Source organism: Thermobacillus xylanilyticus, assembly GCF_907165215.1.
In the GTDB taxonomy this organism is placed as follows: Bacteria; Bacillota; Bacilli; order Paenibacillales; family Paenibacillaceae; genus Thermobacillus; species Thermobacillus xylanilyticus.
This window is the reverse complement of sequence record NZ_CAJRAY010000068.1, coordinates 1-15,842: the sequence shown is the minus strand read 5'-3', so window position 1 is coordinate 15,842 and position 15,842 is coordinate 1. Positions and strand designations below refer to the sequence as shown.

12 protein-coding genes are annotated in these 15,842 nt (G+C 64.6%); 11 read left to right on the top strand and 1 reads right to left on the bottom strand.

Annotation, left to right across the window (positions count from 1 at the left end; translation table 11 throughout):
* The first annotated feature begins 79 nt into the window (after positions 1-79).
* From ccsA to hemB, 5 genes are all read left to right on the top strand, one after another.
* Entirely contained in the window at positions 80-892 is an 813-nt protein-coding gene (gene ccsA / locus KJQ12_RS12800; RefSeq protein ID WP_213484989.1) for a cytochrome c biogenesis protein CcsA, read from the top strand.
* Positions 893-906: 14 nt separating this feature from the next.
* Positions 907-1,584, top strand: a complete 678-nt coding sequence (locus KJQ12_RS12795; protein WP_213484988.1) for a precorrin-2 dehydrogenase/sirohydrochlorin ferrochelatase family protein — start codon at positions 907-909, stop codon at positions 1,582-1,584.
* Between the two features lie 5 nt (positions 1,585-1,589).
* A complete protein-coding gene (gene hemC, locus KJQ12_RS12790) occupies positions 1,590-2,522 on the top strand; it encodes a hydroxymethylbilane synthase (RefSeq protein WP_213484987.1) in 933 nt (310 codons plus the stop codon).
* Positions 2,523-2,530: 8 nt separating this feature from the next.
* Complete coding sequence (cobA, locus tag KJQ12_RS12785) at positions 2,531-4,078, top strand: uroporphyrinogen-III C-methyltransferase (RefSeq protein WP_213484986.1); 1,548 nt, start codon at positions 2,531-2,533, stop codon at positions 4,076-4,078.
* Between the two features lie 68 nt (positions 4,079-4,146).
* Positions 4,147-5,136, top strand: a complete 990-nt coding sequence (gene hemB / locus KJQ12_RS12780) for a porphobilinogen synthase (RefSeq protein WP_213484985.1) — start codon at positions 4,147-4,149, stop codon at positions 5,134-5,136.
* Positions 5,137-5,158: 22 nt separating this feature from the next.
* Here hemB and KJQ12_RS12775 read toward each other — a convergent pair whose 3' ends face one another.
* Positions 5,159-5,821 (bottom strand): Crp/Fnr family transcriptional regulator, encoded by a 663-nt coding sequence (locus tag KJQ12_RS12775; protein WP_213484984.1) that lies wholly within the window; start codon positions 5,819-5,821, stop codon positions 5,159-5,161.
* 88 nt (positions 5,822-5,909) lie between these two features.
* Here KJQ12_RS12775 and hemL point away from each other — a divergent pair, with 88 nt between their 5' ends.
* From hemL to murC, 6 genes are all read left to right on the top strand, one after another.
* The gene (gene hemL, locus KJQ12_RS12770; protein WP_213484983.1) at positions 5,910-7,229 is read left to right on the top strand and encodes a glutamate-1-semialdehyde 2,1-aminomutase; all 1,320 of its coding nucleotides are present in this window, start codon (positions 5,910-5,912) and stop codon (positions 7,227-7,229) included.
* Positions 7,230-7,277: 48 nt separating this feature from the next.
* Entirely contained in the window at positions 7,278-8,207 is a 930-nt protein-coding gene (locus KJQ12_RS12765; RefSeq protein ID WP_213484982.1) for an RluA family pseudouridine synthase, read from the top strand.
* A 103-nt stretch (positions 8,208-8,310) separates the two neighbouring features.
* Positions 8,311-9,750, top strand: coding sequence for a LysM peptidoglycan-binding domain-containing protein (locus KJQ12_RS12760; protein WP_213484981.1), 1,440 nt, complete (start codon positions 8,311-8,313; stop codon positions 9,748-9,750).
* A gap of 486 nt (positions 9,751-10,236) precedes the next feature.
* The gene (locus KJQ12_RS12755; RefSeq protein ID WP_213484980.1) at positions 10,237-12,894 is read left to right on the top strand and encodes a valine--tRNA ligase; all 2,658 of its coding nucleotides are present in this window, start codon (positions 10,237-10,239) and stop codon (positions 12,892-12,894) included.
* A 28-nt stretch (positions 12,895-12,922) separates the two neighbouring features.
* The gene (locus KJQ12_RS12750) at positions 12,923-14,317 is read left to right on the top strand and encodes a bifunctional folylpolyglutamate synthase/dihydrofolate synthase (protein WP_213484979.1); all 1,395 of its coding nucleotides are present in this window, start codon (positions 12,923-12,925) and stop codon (positions 14,315-14,317) included.
* A gap of 8 nt (positions 14,318-14,325) precedes the next feature.
* Positions 14,326-15,723 carry a UDP-N-acetylmuramate--L-alanine ligase gene (gene murC, locus KJQ12_RS12745; protein ID WP_213484978.1) on the top strand — a complete coding sequence of 466 codons (1,398 nt, stop codon included), beginning with the start codon at positions 14,326-14,328 and terminating at the stop codon, positions 15,721-15,723.
* Positions 15,724-15,842: the final 119 nt, after the last annotated feature.

The window sequence follows — 15,842 nt, the reverse complement described above, 5'->3', positions numbered from 1 at the left end:
GGCGGGTCCTGTCCGGAAAGCGGCGGGCCGCCTCGCTGCCGCCACTCCGTGAGGATGCGGCCCGGAGGTGGCATGCCCCATGTACGGCCTGTCGGTTCACGGCCTGTTGGTATTGTATGCCCTGAGCCTTCTGTTTTATTTCTCCGATTTCGTATCATCGAACCGGAAAATGAAACGGATGGGCACAGGGCTCCTTGTGTTCGTATGGGTGCTTCAGACCGGCTATCTGATTTACCGCCTGCTGCAACTGGACAATCCTGCCGGGCTGACGCGGTTCGAGACGCTGTTCTTCTTCGTCTGGCTGCTCGTCACGATCTCGCTGGCCGCAAGCCGGCTTGTCCGGATCGAGCCGTTCGTCTTCGCCGTCAATGTCGTCGGTTTCTCGGTGCTGGCGACGGTGGCGGCAGAAGGCCCGTCCGCCGCGCCGCTCCGGCTGTGGGATGCCGCGCAGTATTTGCTGATCGTGCACATCAGTCTCGCGCTTGCCGCGTACGCGCTGTTCACCGCCGGCGCCGTCCTCTCGCTCATGTATCTGCTGCTGCACCGGCAGCTCAAGAGCCGGAGCTGGAACGCCGTCGTCCGGCGGATGCCCAGCCTGGAGACGATCGACCGGTACGCGTACGGCGCCGTGCTCGCCGGCACCCCGCTGCTCATACTGTCGCTCGCGGTGGCCGCGGCGACGCTGCTTGCCGCGCATCGGGCGGAATGGCTCGCCGACTGGAAAGTGATCGCGGCGCTGGTGGCGGTGATCGTCTACATCATCTACATAGCCAAGCGGAAGCGCCGGATGGATCCCGGTCTGCTGACGGCACGGTGGAATCTGTACGCTTTCGGTGTGCTACTGGCCAACTCGCTCATCGGCGCGGCGTCGCGCTTCCACTCCTGGTCATAGGGCGGTGAGCCGATGTGACGCGGTATTATCCGATCATGCTGCGCCTGGAAGGCGAACAATGCCTGGTCGTCGGCGGCGGCCCCGTGGCGGAACGCCGGACGCGCGGCCTGCTCGATGCGGGCGCCGCCGTGCGGGTCGTCGCGCCCGCCGCGACGGAAGGGTTGGAGCGGCTGGCAAGCGAGGGGTATATCACCTGGGTCCGACGGGAATACCGGGACGAGGATCTCGACGGCGTCCGGCTCTGCTTCGCGGCCGCGGATCGTGAAGTGAATCACAGGGTTGCCGAAGAAGCGATGCGCCGCGGCATTCTCGTGAACGCGGCGGACGACCGGGAGGCCGGGTCGTTCGCGGCGCCGGCCGTCGTCCGCAGGGGACGGCTCGTGCTTGCCGTCACCGCGTCGGGCGCCAGCCCGGCGCTGGCGGGCGCGATCGCGCGCGATCTGGCGGAGCGGTACGGCGAATCCTGGGCCGATTATGCCGAATGGCTGCACCGGCTTCGCGATGCGACCCGCGCCGCGGTGCCTGACGCGCGCGAGCGGAGGCGCGTGCTGCGCGCCGCGCTGGATGTGCCGGAAGCGGAGTGGCGCCGCGATCTTGCGGATGGGAATTTGGCCGCGCGCATCCGGGAGCTTATGGAGCGGCCGGTTTCTCCGGCGGCGGAAGACGGAATGGACGGAACAGACGGGGAGTGACTTTGGTGGCGGGAGTTCGAACAATCGTCGTGGGCACGAGACAAAGTGCCCTGGCGCTTACACAGACGGGACAGGTCATCGCGGATCTTGAGCGGCTGGCGCAGGAGCTCGGGCTGCCCTTTCGATTCGAGACGCGCCGCATCGTAACGAAGGGTGACCGGATTCTGGACGTGACGCTGTCGAAAGTCGGCGGCAAAGGACTGTTCGTGAAGGAGATCGAGCAGGAACTGCTCGACGGCGGCATCGATATCGCCGTCCACAGCATGAAGGACGTGCCGCATACGCTGGAAGACGGCCTGGTTATCGGCGCCGTGCCGCGCCGCGTCGATCCGCGCGATGTGCTGATCGCCCGCGGGGCGCGCTCCATCGCGGAGCTGCCGCACGGCGCGCGGGTCGGCACGAGCAGCCTGCGGCGGGTGTGCCAATTGAAGCGGCTTCGCCCGGACCTCAACCTCGAGCCGGTGCGCGGCAACATCGACACGCGGATCCGGAAGCTCGAGACGGAAGGGCTGGACGCCATTATTCTGGCGATGGCCGGCTTGAAGCGGATGGGCTGGGAAGATCGGGCGACCGCTCCGATACCGGTCGAGGAATGCCTGCCGGCCGTCGGCCAGGGCGCGCTCGGCGTGGAATGCCGCGCCGATGATGAAGAAATGCTCGCTCTCCTGAGCCGCTACAACGATGAGGTATCCGCCCGGGCGGTGGAGGCGGAGCGAAGCTTCCTCGCCGAACTGAACGGCGGCTGCCAGGTGCCGATCGGCGCCTACGCCGAGATCGCGGGCGAGGAGATCCGGCTGACCGGGATGGTCGGCACGCCGGACGGCGGCGTGCTGCTGAAAGAGTCGATGACGGGGACGGACGCCCGGCGCCTCGGCACGGAACTGGCGCGCAAGCTTGTTGAGCTCGGCGCCGACCGCATTCTCGCGGATGTGAGGTGACCGGGGGCTTGAGCAAGGGGAAAGTGTACCTGGTCGGAGCCGGACCCGGCGATCCGAAGCTGATCACGCTGCGCGGGCTCGAATGCATCCGCATGTGCGACGTGATCGTCTACGACCGGCTGGCCAGTCCGCGGCTGCTCATGCATCTGAAGCCGGGGGCGGAACGGATCTACGTAGGCAAACTGCCGGACCGCCATACGATGAAGCAGGAGGAGATCAACCGGATCCTGGTGGAGCAGGCGCTTCAGGGCAAAATCGTCACCCGGCTGAAAGGCGGCGATCCGACCGTGTTCGGCCGCGGCGGCGAAGAAGCGGAAGCGCTCCGCCGGGAAGGCATCGAGTTCGAGATCGTCCCGGGGGTCACGTCCGCGGTCGCGGTGCCGGCCTACGCAGGCATCCCGGTCACCCATCGGGATCTCGCATCTTCGGTGTCGATCATCACCGGGCACGAAAATCCGGAGAAGCTGGACGAGCTGATCCGGTGGGACCGGGTGACGAACGCAACAGGCACGCTCGTCTTCCTGATGGGCGTCGCGCGGATCGGCCACATCGCGCGGCAGCTCATCCGGCACGGACGTCCGCCGGGCACGCCGATCGCCCTCATCCGCTGGGGCACGACGGCCGACCAGCGGACGCTCGTCGGCACGCTGGCCGACATCGAGGATAAGGTGAAGGCGGCCGGATTCGAGCCGCCGGCCGTCATCGTCGTCGGCGACGTCGTCCGGCAGCGCGACAAGCTGATGTGGTACGAGAAGCGGCCGCTGTTCGGCGCACGCGTCCTCGTCACGCGGGCGCAGGCGCAGGCGGGCACGCTGTCGCAGCGGATCGAGGAACTCGGCGGCGAACCGATCGAGTATCCGGCCATCGAGACGCGCATGCCCGAAGGCGAGGCGGCCGAAGCGGCGATCGGGGAAGCGCTGGCAGCGGCGGAGACCTACGACCATCTGATTTTCACGAGCGTGAACGGCGTGCGTTATTTCCTGGAATGGCTCCGCCGGCTCGGGCAGGACATCCGCCGGTTCCACCGGGCCCGCATCGCCGCCGTCGGCCCGAAGACGGCCGAAGCGCTGCGCGAGATCGGCCTGGCGCCGGCCGCGCTGCCCGAAACGTTCCACGCCGAAGGCTTGCTGGACAGCATGCGCGAGGCCGTGCGGCCGGGGCAGCGGGCGCTTCTGCCGCGCGGCGATCTGGCCCGCAAGTCGCTGCCGGAAGCGCTGCGCGCGCTGGGCGTCGAGCCGGTCGAGATCGACGTGTACGAGACGGTGCCGGCCGGCGGCGGGGAGGACATCCTCGATCTGCTGCGCGAAGGCGGCATCCAGATCGTCACGTTCACCAGCGCGTCGACGGTGCGCAATCTGATCGGGCGGCTGCGAAACGCCGGCGTCGATGATCCGGCCGAGTTGCTCGGCCGCACGGCCGTCGCGTCGATCGGCCCGCTCACGTCGGCGGCTGCGCGGGAAGCGGGACTCGCCGTCGCGATCGAGCCGCCGGAATCGACGATCGACGCGCTGGTCGCCGCGATTGCGGCCTATTGGGCGGAACGCAGGCCGGTCTGATGACGGACAGTCTGCATTCAAAAGCTGAAGACCGCCCGGAACACTCATAAAGCTGGAGGAATGATCCGATGAGCTATCCGCTGATCCGGCACCGCCGTCTCCGCCGCACCGCCGCGCTGCGCGAGCTGGTCCGGGAGACGGTGCTGACCACCGCTGACTTCATGTATCCGATATTCGTCACGCATGGCCGGAACGTGCGCGAAGAAGTGAAATCGATGCCGGGCGTGTTCAACTTCTCGATCGACCGGCTCGGCGAAGAGATCGAACGGGTCAGAGAAGCCGGCGTGAAGTCGATCATGCTGTTCGGCATCCCCGAGCACAAGGACGAGATCGGCTCGTCGGCCTACGATCCGAACGGCATCGTGCAGGAAGCGATCCGGGAAGTGAAGCGGCTCGCCCCCGATCTCGTCGTCGCCGCCGACACCTGCCTGTGCGAATATACCGACCACGGCCATTGCGGCATCGTGCGCAGGACCCCTTCGGGCGGTGCGGACGTCGCCAACGACGAATCGCTCGAGCTGCTGGCGAAGACGGCTGTGTCGCAGGCGGATGCCGGCGCCGACATCATCGCGCCGTCGAACATGATGGACGGGTTCGTCTCCGCGATCCGCAGGGCGCTGGATGCCGCCGGGCACGAATCGGTGCCGATTCTGTCCTATTCGGTGAAATACGCGTCGGCCTATTACGGCCCGTTCCGCGACGCCGCCCAATCGGCGCCGCAGTTCGGCGACCGGAAGACGTACCAGATGGATCCGGCCAATGTCCGCGAAGCGCTGCGCGAGGCGGAGTCGGATGTGCTGGAAGGCGCTGACATGCTGATGGTGAAGCCGGCGCTCGCCTACATGGACGTGATCCGGACGATCAAGGACAACTTCGATCTGCCGCTGGCGGCTTACAACACGAGCGGCGAGTACGCGATGGTGAAGGCGGCGGCGATGAACGGCTGGATCGACGAGCGTTCCGTCGTGCTGGAGACGCTGACCGGCCTGAAGCGCGCCGGCGCGGACCTGATCATTACCTATCACGCGATCGACGCGGCGAACTGGCTCAAGGCTTGAATAAAAAAGAAGCTGCGGGCGGTCAGCTCCGCAGCTTCGACAGATCGAGCGTATATTCGTTCGGCGAGAGGCGCAGAATGCCGCGGTCCTCGATGTCACGGATGACTTCGGCGAGTACATTTTTCTGCACGCCGGCCATCTGCGCCAGCTCGTCGTAGTTGAGCGGCATGCGGATCGCGATGAGGTTGCCGCTGCGCTGGCCGTGCCGGTTCGCAAGAAGGATCAGATTCTTGATGACGCGGGTTCGCGAATCGAGGAACGTCAGGTCGTGCACATGCTGATTCGTATCCCGAAGCCGCTGGCACAGTTCGGCCATGATGCGCCTGGTAATATCGTAATGGGTGCGCAGCAGCTCGTGGAACGGCTGCTCCGCGATGACCAGAACCGACGTGGGCTCCAGCGTCGCGGCCGAAGCCGAGCGCGGGCGGCCGTCGATCAGGGACAGCTCGCCGAAGCTGTCGCCGCTCTGGAGAAGGGTAAGCACTTTCTCCTCGCCTTTGGCGGACCGTTTGAAGATTTTGATGGAGCCTTTCAAAATGACGTAGAACGCGGCGCCGTAATCGTTCTCATGAAACAGCACGGTGCCCGCGGGAAACGTCCGGCGCTGGGCGATGGACAGAATGTGCTCCAGCTGCTCGTCGGTCATTTGATCAAAAAGCGATACTTTTCTCAACAACTCAATCATGGCACAACCTCGGCTTTCCATTGCGGCGCTCCCGAAAAATTGCCGCGAATCGGTAATTCTAGTTTAGCATACCATGCCGACTCTTGAAATGACAGGAGTGACGAAATTGGTCGAAAAATCGCGAGTCCGCAGAGATGAGCATTCCAAGGCCGCCTTCGAGCGGGCGAAGCGGTCGATTCCGGGCGGCGTCAACAGCCCGGTGCGCGCCTTCCGGTCGGTCGGTCTGACGCCGGTGTTCGCAGCGCACGGCTCCGGCAGCCGCATCACGGACATCGACGGCAACACGTACATCGATTATGTCGCTTCGTGGGGACCGCTCATTCTCGGGCATGCCCATCCGGAGGTCGTCGAAGCGATCAAAAAGACGGCGGAAAAAGGAACCAGTTTCGGCATGCCGACGGAACTGGAGACGATGATGGCGGAACTGGTCGTCGAGCGGGTGCCGTCCGTCGATGTCGTGCGGATGGTCAACTCCGGCACCGAGGCGACGATGAGCGCGCTGCGGCTGGCCCGCGGCTACACGAAGCGGAGCAAGATCGTGAAATTTGAAGGTTCCTACCACGGCCACGCGGACAGCCTGCTTATCAAGGCCGGTTCCGGCGTGGCGACGCTCGGCCTGCCGGACAGCCCGGGCGTGCCGGACAGCGTCGCGTCGCATACGATCACGGTGCCCTACAACGACCTGTCCGCCGTCAAACTCGCGTTCGAACGGTTCGGCGAGGAAATCGCCTGCGTCATCGTCGAGCCGGTCGCCGGCAACATGGGCGTCGTGCCGCCGTTGCCGGGCTTCCTCGAAGGATTGCGCGAGGTGACGCGGGCATACGGCAGCCTGCTGATCTTCGATGAAGTGATGACCGGTTTCCGCGTCCATTACAATTGCGCCCAGGGGCTGTACGGCGTCGAACCGGATCTGACCTGCTTCGGCAAGGTCATCGGCGGGGGGCTGCCCGTCGGCGCGTACGGCGGCAAGCGGGAGATCATGGAAATGATCGCGCCGAGCGGGCCGATCTATCAGGCGGGCACGCTGTCGGGCAATCCGCTGGCGATGGCGGCCGGCTACACGACGCTCAAGCTGCTGACGCCCGAGACCTACCAGCGTCTGGAGGCGCTGTCCGCGCGGCTGCAGCGCGGTTTCGAGGAGAATGCGGAGCGCCGCGGCATCCCGACGACGATCAACCGGGTCGGATCGATGCTCTGCCCGTTCTTCACCGACAAGACGGTCATCAATTACGAGACGGCGAAGACGTCCGATCTCGACCGGTTCAAGGCGTATTTCGCATCGATGCTGAACCTCGGCATCAGCATCGCGCCGTCCCAGTTCGAAGGGATGTTCATCTCCGCCGTCCATACGGAGGCGGACATCGATGCGACGATCGAAGCCCATGACGAAGCGCTGCGCCGCTTGTAATCTTGCCGCCGGCTCCGTGCGGGCTGTGCGGAAGCGGGAGGGATCGCCTTGATCGACCTGGCGCAGGCCCGGCGCGACGGTGAATGGCTGCGCATCCCGCTGCCCGATCCGCGTCCCGAGGGGCTGGCGGACGGAACGCATCCGCACGATGTGCGCCGCCGGCTGATCGCGGACGGCATCCTGCCGGAGAAGTGGCTGAACCGCCTTTTCTCCGTCGGCGGCATCCGGCTGGAGAACGGCGTGCTGTCGCTGAAAGCATTTCCTCCCCATGACTGGACCGATCACCCGCTGCTCGCCGGCCGGGGAGAGCCGGCGCGGGCCGAAGTGCTGCATGAGGACGACTGGTGCCTCGTCCTGTTCAAGCCGGCCGGCATGCCTGTCCATCCCGCATATCCGGGCATGGGCGGGACGCTGGACGAAGCGGCCGTCCGGCATGTGCTGCAGGCGGGCGATCCGCTGCCGGTCCGCCATATCCACCGGCTGGATGCGGATACGTCCGGACCGGTGCTCTATGCGAAGAACGATCTGGCCCAGCTGCGCCTGGACGAAGCGATGCGGGAGAAGCGGATCGAGCGGCGATACCTCGCGATTGTGCACGGCGCGCCCCGGCCGCGCGCCGGCACGATCGATGCGCCGATCGGCAAGGATCGCGGCCGCAGCCCGCGCAGGCGGGTTCAGCCCGGCGGTGACCGCGCCGTGACGCACTACGAGACGGTGAAGGAAGCGGGAGATTTGGCGCTGGTCCGGGTGCGGCTCGAGACGGGAAGGACACACCAGATCCGCGTCCACTTCAGCCATATCGGCCATCCGCTGCTGGGGGATACGCTGTACGGCGCCCCGCCCGATCCCCGTCTCTCCCATCAGGCGCTGCACGGCGAATCGCTCTGCTTTCCGCATCCGTGGACCGGGCGGCAGATCGCCGTTCAAGCGCCCCGCCCCCGCTGGTTCGAAGCGGCGATGCGCCGTGCCGGCCTGTAAGGGAAAATGCAGGCATGCCCTCCTTCATGCGGCCATATAGATAGATTGAACGAAGGAACGAATCCGTTCATATCCATGGTTGCGGAAGGAAGGAGGAAGCGACGTGCACGAACCGAGCGGGCTCCGGTTCGACGTCTACGAGCGCGTTCACCTGCCGCAGGATGCGGCGGACATCCGCGAGATCGAGGAAGTCGAACTGACGCCCTGTGTCCAGGCCGAACGCCAGGGAGATCAGGTGGTGCTGCGCGGCAGCCTGCTTCTCGGCGGCGTCTATCTTCCGGACGACGAAAGCCGAAATTCGCGGCAGCTGGAGCATTGGATTCCGGTGGAAATCACCTTGCCGCTGGAACGGGTGAGCAGACTCGAAGACTTGGCCGTTGAAGTGGACAATTTTGACGTTGATTTGCTGGATAAGCGCACGCTCAACGTTACGGGCGTCCTGACGCTGCGGGGCATCGAGGCCGAAGCGTTGGGCAGCCGGCAGCAGACGTACGCATGGGGAGAAGAGCCGTATACGGTGGTTCACCGCCGCGGGCGGGAGCTGGTCGAAGATGAGGCTCCGGAATCCGCCGGCGAATCCGCGCAGTCCGTTGACGAAGCCGAGCCGTCCTTCACGGCAGCGGATGCGGCCCCGGCATCGGATGAAACATCCGAATCGGCGCAAGAGCTTGCGGAATGGCGTAACGCCGGCGGCGAAGACGCGTTTGCCTCGGAAAGCGCGGACAATGCGGGGGATCCGTCCTCCGAATCGGCGTCATTCGACGGGGGGCCTGCTGCGCAGCCGGAGCTTCAACCCGAAGCGGTTCAGTCGTCCGGGCCTGTGGAATGGAAGGAATTTGCGGCGCGGGCGCAAGAGAACCTGGCGGCTGCCGGAAGCGCCGTGCGGGAGAACGAGCCGGAATCCGGATCCGGGCAGGATGCGGAGCAGGACTTGTCCGCCGCCGGTTCGGAAGAGGCTTCGGACGTCAGAATCGGGTCCGGTTCCGCCGAAGCGGATGAGCTGACCGCGGCAGACAGCCGGGATGTCCGGCAGGCTGACGCGCAGCAGCTGCAGACGGAGGAAGCCGTCGTCGCGCCGGCGGCGCAGCCCGGGGAATGGAGCGAAACCGAAGGCCAGCAGCCCGCCGCGCAAGCCGCATCCGGCAAGGTCGACGTGAAAGTCGCGGTCAACGCGAAGCGGGAGAGCGAGCCGGCGGGAGCGGAAGGTTCTCCGGGTCTCGGAAAGCTGTTTTTCCCGGATCGGCGGGAAGCGCGGCCGGATGTCGGCGTGCGGCCTGCGGAAGAACAGGAACCGCAGGAGGAACAGGAAGCGGCGAATGCGGGATACCGGCAGTCTTCGGCGGACGAAGTCGATTGGAAGAGCCTGTTCGGCGGCGCCGCCGCGCAGGAATCGTTCCGCACGGTGCGGCTCTGCATCGTGCAGAAGGACGATACGCTCGATGCCATTGCCGGCCGCTATCAGCGGAATCCGCGCGAGATCGCGCTGGCCAACCGGCTGAGCGGCACGGAGGTGACGGAAGGCCAGGTGCTGTACATCCCGTAACGGGTTTGGCGGTCAGCTGCCAGCCTCACGGAGGGAATTCCCTTGCGTGGGGTTTTTTTGTTTGACGGGCCCGCGGCATGTCCCTCTTGTTGACGAAGACGGTTAACATCGTTATGATAGGAAATAATGACTGTTAGCATTACGGGATTCGGCAATCCCGACAGCGAACGACGAAGAAGGGGAATAGCAGCGCGTCTTGCCTTCAGAGAGCGGAACCGTGAGGCTGCGAGGTTCTGCAGGATCGGACGGCTGCGGGTCGCCCCGGAGTCGCCTGTTCGAGCGCCGTGCGCGCCAGGGCAGGCCGGTTGGCAACCGTTACGAGCCGGCAAGTGCCGCCAGCGTCTGGACCGCCGGCGGAATAAAGGTGGTACCACGGAAGCGAAGAGCCTTTCGTCCTTTGTCGGGCGAGAGGTTTTTTTGTTGAACCCGCTGCGCCCCTGCGCGATAGATTGCCGGATCCATGCCGCATGAGGAGTGAGGTTGAGCATGACGGAAAACAAATCCGCGATCGCGATGCCGACGACGTATGACCCGAAATCGGCGGAGAAGAAATGGTACGATTACTGGATCAAGGGGCGGTATTTCGAAGCGGGACGGCGGAAGGACGCGAAGCCGTTCACGATCGTCATCCCGCCGCCGAACGTGACGGGCATGCTGCATATCGGCCATGCGCTCGACTGCACGCTGCAGGACATCCTGATTCGTACGAAGCGGATGCAAGGCTATGACGCGCTCTGGCTGCCGGGCACCGACCATGCGGGCATCGCGACGCAGACGCGCGTGGAAGCGACGCTTCGCGAGCAAGGAATCAGCCGGTACGATCTCGGCCGCGAGAAGTTTCTCGAGAAGGTCTGGGAATGGAAGGAACATTACGCGAACACGATCCGCGAGCAATGGGCGAAAATGGGCTTCTCCCTCGATTATTCGCGCGAGCGGTTCACGCTGGACGAAGGGCTGTCCCGCGCCGTTCGCGAAGTGTTCGTCCGCCTGTACGAGAAAGGGTTGATCTACCGCGGCAAGCGGATCATCAACTGGGACCCGGCCGCCCGCACGGCGCTGTCCGACATCGAAGTCGTGTACAAGGAAGTGCAGGGCGCGCTGTACCATCTGCGCTATCCGCTCAAGGACGGCAGCGGTCATATTACGGTCGCGACGACCCGTCCGGAGACGATGCTGGGCGATACGGCGGTGGCCGTCCATCCGGAAGACGAGCGGTACAAGGACATGATCGGCAAGACGATCGTGCTGCCGATTGTCGGCCGCGAAATTCCGGTCGTTGCGGACGAATACGTCGACCGCGAATTCGGCAGCGGCGCGGTCAAGATTACGCCGGCCCATGACCCGAATGACTTCGAGATCGGGCTTCGCCACGATTTGCCGCAGGTCATCGTCATGGACGAGACCGGTACGATGAACGAGAACGCCGGTCCGTACCAGGGGCTGGACCGGGCGGAGTGCCGCAAGCGGATCGTCGAGGACCTGAAGGCGCAGGGCGTTCTGATCAAGATCGAGGAACACGTCCACCAGGTCGGGCACAGCGAGCGGACGGGCGTCGTCGTCGAGCCGTTCCTGTCGACGCAATGGTTCGTGAAGATGAAGCCGCTCGCGGAGCAGGCGATCGCCGTACAGCGTTCCGAGCGCGGCGTCCGGTTCGTGCCCGAACGGTTCGAGAAGAACTACATGCACTGGATCGAGAATGTGCGCGACTGGTGCATTTCCCGCCAGCTTTGGTGGGGCCACCGCATTCCGGCGTGGTATTGCGACGACTGCGGCGAAATGCATGTGTCCCGTGAAGATTTGACGACCTGTCCGAAGTGCGGCGCATCGCTCCGCCAGGACGAAGACGTGCTGGACACGTGGTTCAGCTCCGCGCTCTGGCCGTTCTCGACGCTCGGCTGGCCGGACGAGACGGAAGACCTGAAGCGCTACTACCCGACGACGGTGCTCGTGACCGGTTTCGATATCATCGGTTTCTGGGTGTCGCGGATGATTTTCACGGCGCTGGAGTTTACGGGCGAGCGTCCGTTCGCGGACGTCCTCATCCACGGCCTCGTGCGCGACGCCAACGGCGAGAAGATGTCGAAGTCGAAGGGCAACGGCGTCGACCCGCTTGACGTTATCGAGCGCTACGGCGCGGATGCGATGCGCTACATGCTGTCGACGGGCATCTCGCCCGGCCAGGATCTGCGCTTCCGCTGGGAACGCGTCGAACAGGCGCGCAACTTCGCGAACAAGATCTGGAACGCGTCGCGGTTCGCGCTGATGAATCTGGAAGGATTCACGGCGGCGGACATCGACCTGTCCGGCCCGCTCGGCACGGCGGACAAATGGATCCTGCACCGGCTGAACGAGACGGTCCGCGACGTCACCCGGCTCATCGACATCTACGAGTTCGGCGAAACCGGAAGAGTGCTCTACAACTTCATCTGGGACGATCTGTGCGATTGGTACATCGAATTCGCGAAGCTGAATCTGTACGGCACGGATGAGGCGGCGAAGCGCGCGACCCAATCGGTGCTGGCCTATGTGCTCGACCGGACGCTCCGGCTCATGCACCCGTTCATGCCGTTCATCACGGAGGAAATCTGGCAGCACCTGCCGCATGAAGGCGAGACGATTACGCTCGCGCCGTGGCCGGTGTACGAGACCGCGTTCGAATCGCCGGACGCGGTGCGCGAGATGAATCTGCTCATGGACATCATCCGCGCCGTCCGCAACATCCGCGCCGAAGTGAACGTGCCGATGAGCAAGAAGGTCGAGCTGATCGTGAACCTTGCCGGAGAAGCCGAGCTTGCCATCGCGAAGCGCAACGAGGAGTTCATCCGCCGTTTCTGCGGCACTTCATCGCTCGAGCTGGGCACGGGGCTTCCCGCGCCGGAGAAGGCGATGACCGCGATCGTGACCGGGGCGGAACTGTATTTGCCGCTGGCGGGTCTGATCGACATCGACGCGGAAATTGCGCGGCTTGAGAAAGAGTTGAAGACGCTGAACGCCGAGGTCGAACGGGTCGAGAAGAAGCTCGCGAACGAAGGCTTCATGGCGAAGGCGCCCGAGAAAGTGATCGAGGAAGAACGGGCGAAGCTGCGCGACTACACCGAGAAGCGGGACCGGACGATCGCCCGCATCGCGGAACTGCGCGGCTGACGGTCACACAAGGAGGAGAAGCGGAGAGATGCCCGATAAGAGCGAACGGACCGGAGGCGCTTTTGACACCGGGGTTCAGGAGGCGGGTCCGTTCCGGACATATGAAGAGGCGCGGGACTGGATCACCGGTCTGACCGCGTTCGGCATCCGTCCCGGACTCGAGCGCATTACCCGGCTGCTCGAGCGGTTTGATCGGCCCGAGCGCCGGCTCAAGTTCATCCATGTGGCCGGAACGAACGGCAAAGGTTCCGTCTGCGCCTATCTGACCAGCGTGCTCCGTGCGGCGGGCTATGATGTGGGAACGTTCACGTCGCCCTATTTGACCCGCTTTACGGACAGGATTACATTCAACGGCCGGGACATTCCCGACGAAGTGCTGGTGCGGCTTGCGAACGAAGTGAAGCCGCATGTCGACGAACTGGCCGAGACCGAGCTCGGCTCGCCGACGATGTTCGAAGTGACGACCATGATCGCCATTCTCTATTTCGCGAAGGTCGCCTATCCCGATTATGTCGTCTGGGAAGCCGGACTGGGCGGGCGGCTTGACGTGACGAACGTTGTCGTGCCGGTCGTGAGCGTCATCACGAACATCGGCCACGACCATCTGGACGTGCTGGGCGATACGCTGGAAGCGATCGCGGCGGAGAAAGCCGGCATCATCAAAGCCGGCGTGCCGGTCGTCAGCGCGGCGTCACAGCCCGAGGCGATCCGCATTCTCGCGGAAACGGCCGCCGCCAGGAAGAGCACGCTTTATCTGCTGGGGCGGCAGTTCCGCGAGATGCCGCTCGAGGCCGGCGAGGGAACGCAGCGCTTCCGGTTCGAGGGGCCGTTCCGCGCGATCGAGCCGCTCGAGATCGCGATGCTCGGCGCGCACCAGCGGACGAATGCCGCCGTCGCCGTCATGACGCTTGAGGTGCTGCGGCAATATTACGCGCTCATCCTCGAGGAGGGCGTGCTCGAGGAAGGCTTGCGCGCGGCCCGATGGCCCGGCCGGCTGGAGCTGGTCCGGGAGGAGCCGCGCATCCTGCTCGACGGCGCGCACAATCCGGAGGGCATGGCCGCGCTCGCGGCCGCCCTCAAGGAATCGTTCCGCTGGCGCAGGCTTCATCTGATGATCGGCGCGCTGGCGAACAAGAATCATATCGACATGCTGCGGCATATACTACCAATAGCGGATTCGCTCATTGTGACCGAACCGGATTTCAAGAAGAAGCTGGACGCAGGCGAACTTGCGCGGATCGCGGCCGGCATCCCCGGCTGTCCAGCCGATGCCGCGGCCGAACCGGATTGGCGCCGGGCGCTCGACATGCTGATCGGACGAACGGGTCCCGAGGATCTGGCCGTCGTATCCGGCTCGCTGTACCTGATTGCAGACGTTCGTTCCTCTCTGCTTCATGATCGCGATATTGAAAAAGGTTGGTGAGACGGCATTTGAGCACGGCGGAACATGTGCATTTCATCGGCATCGGCGGATATGGAATGAGCGCCATCGCCAGGGTGATGCTGGAGAAGGGATACAAGGTGTCGGGTTCGGACGTGGTCCGGCAGGAGCGGACCGACAAGCTTGCGGCGCAGGGCGCCCGGATCTATATCGGGCACAAGCCGGAGCACGTCAGCGGAGCGAACCTGGTCGTCTATTCGACGGCGATCGCGCAGGATGACGTCGAACGGAAAGCCGCCGAGGAGCGGAACATCCCGGTCATCCATCGTTCACAGATGCTGGCGCGCCTGCTGAACGCGGGCAAAGGCATCGCCGTTGCCGGCGCGCATGGCAAGACGACGACCTCGTCCATGATCGCCCTTGTCATGGAGTCGTGCGGCCTCGATCCGACCTATATCATCGGCGGAGAGATCGTCAATCTCGATACGAACGCCAAAGCCGGCAACGGCGAATACGTCGTGGCCGAGGCGGACGAGAGCGACGGATCGTTTCTGCAATATCAACCGCATACGGCGGTCGTCACGAACATTGAACCTGACCATCTGGAGAATTACGACGGCGATTTCGGCAAGCTGAAAGAGGCGTATGTGCAGTTTCTGCGCCAGGTGAAGCCGGAGGGCGCGGCCGTCGTCTGCGTTGACGATCCGAATATCCGGGAACTGCTACCCCGGCTTTCCGGTACCCGGATCATCAGCTATTCGATCGAATCCGGAGGTGAAGCGGACTACCGGGCGATGGATATCACGCCCGGCGATCGGAAAGTTTCCTTCACGGTGATCCGACGCGGCGAACGCCTTGGCCGCGTGGAACTATCGGTGCCGGGCCGGCATAACGCCGGCAACGCCCTCGCGGCAATCGCCGTCTGCCTCGAAGCGGGCCTCTCGTTCGAGCGCGTCGCGGAGGCGATCCGCCTGTTCCGCGGCGCAAAGCGGCGCTTCCAGGTGATCGGCGAGACGGGCGGCATTCTGGTGATCGACGATTACGCGCATCATCCGACGGAGATCCAGGCGACGATCGCGGCAGCCAAGGCGACGGGCAAACGGATTATCGCGGTCTTTCAGCCGCAGCGCTATACGCGGACGTTCTTCCTGCTCGACGCCTTCAGCCGATCGTTCGCGGAAGCCGACGAAGTTGTCATCACCGACATCTATTCGCCCGCAGGCGAGAAAGCGATCGAGGGCGTTACCTCAAAGCGGCTCGCCGAATTGATCGTGAAGAACAGCAATCCGAATACGATCTACCTGCCGACGAAGGAAGACGCGCTCACCTGGCTGCTCGAACGCGTGGCGCCGGGCGATCTCGTCCTGACGATGGGGGCCGGCGACATCTGGAAGACGGCCGAGCAGCTGGCGCGGGAATTGCACGGCAGATTTGCGGCAAGCGGTTGACGGCAAGCGGACAGCCGTCCGCCGGGCTCCATTCGGGGTTCGGCGGGCGGTTTTTTTATGCAACTCAACTTTCGCAGTATGAAATGGGCAAACAAGCCTTGATGTAGCTGGGTAAAGCG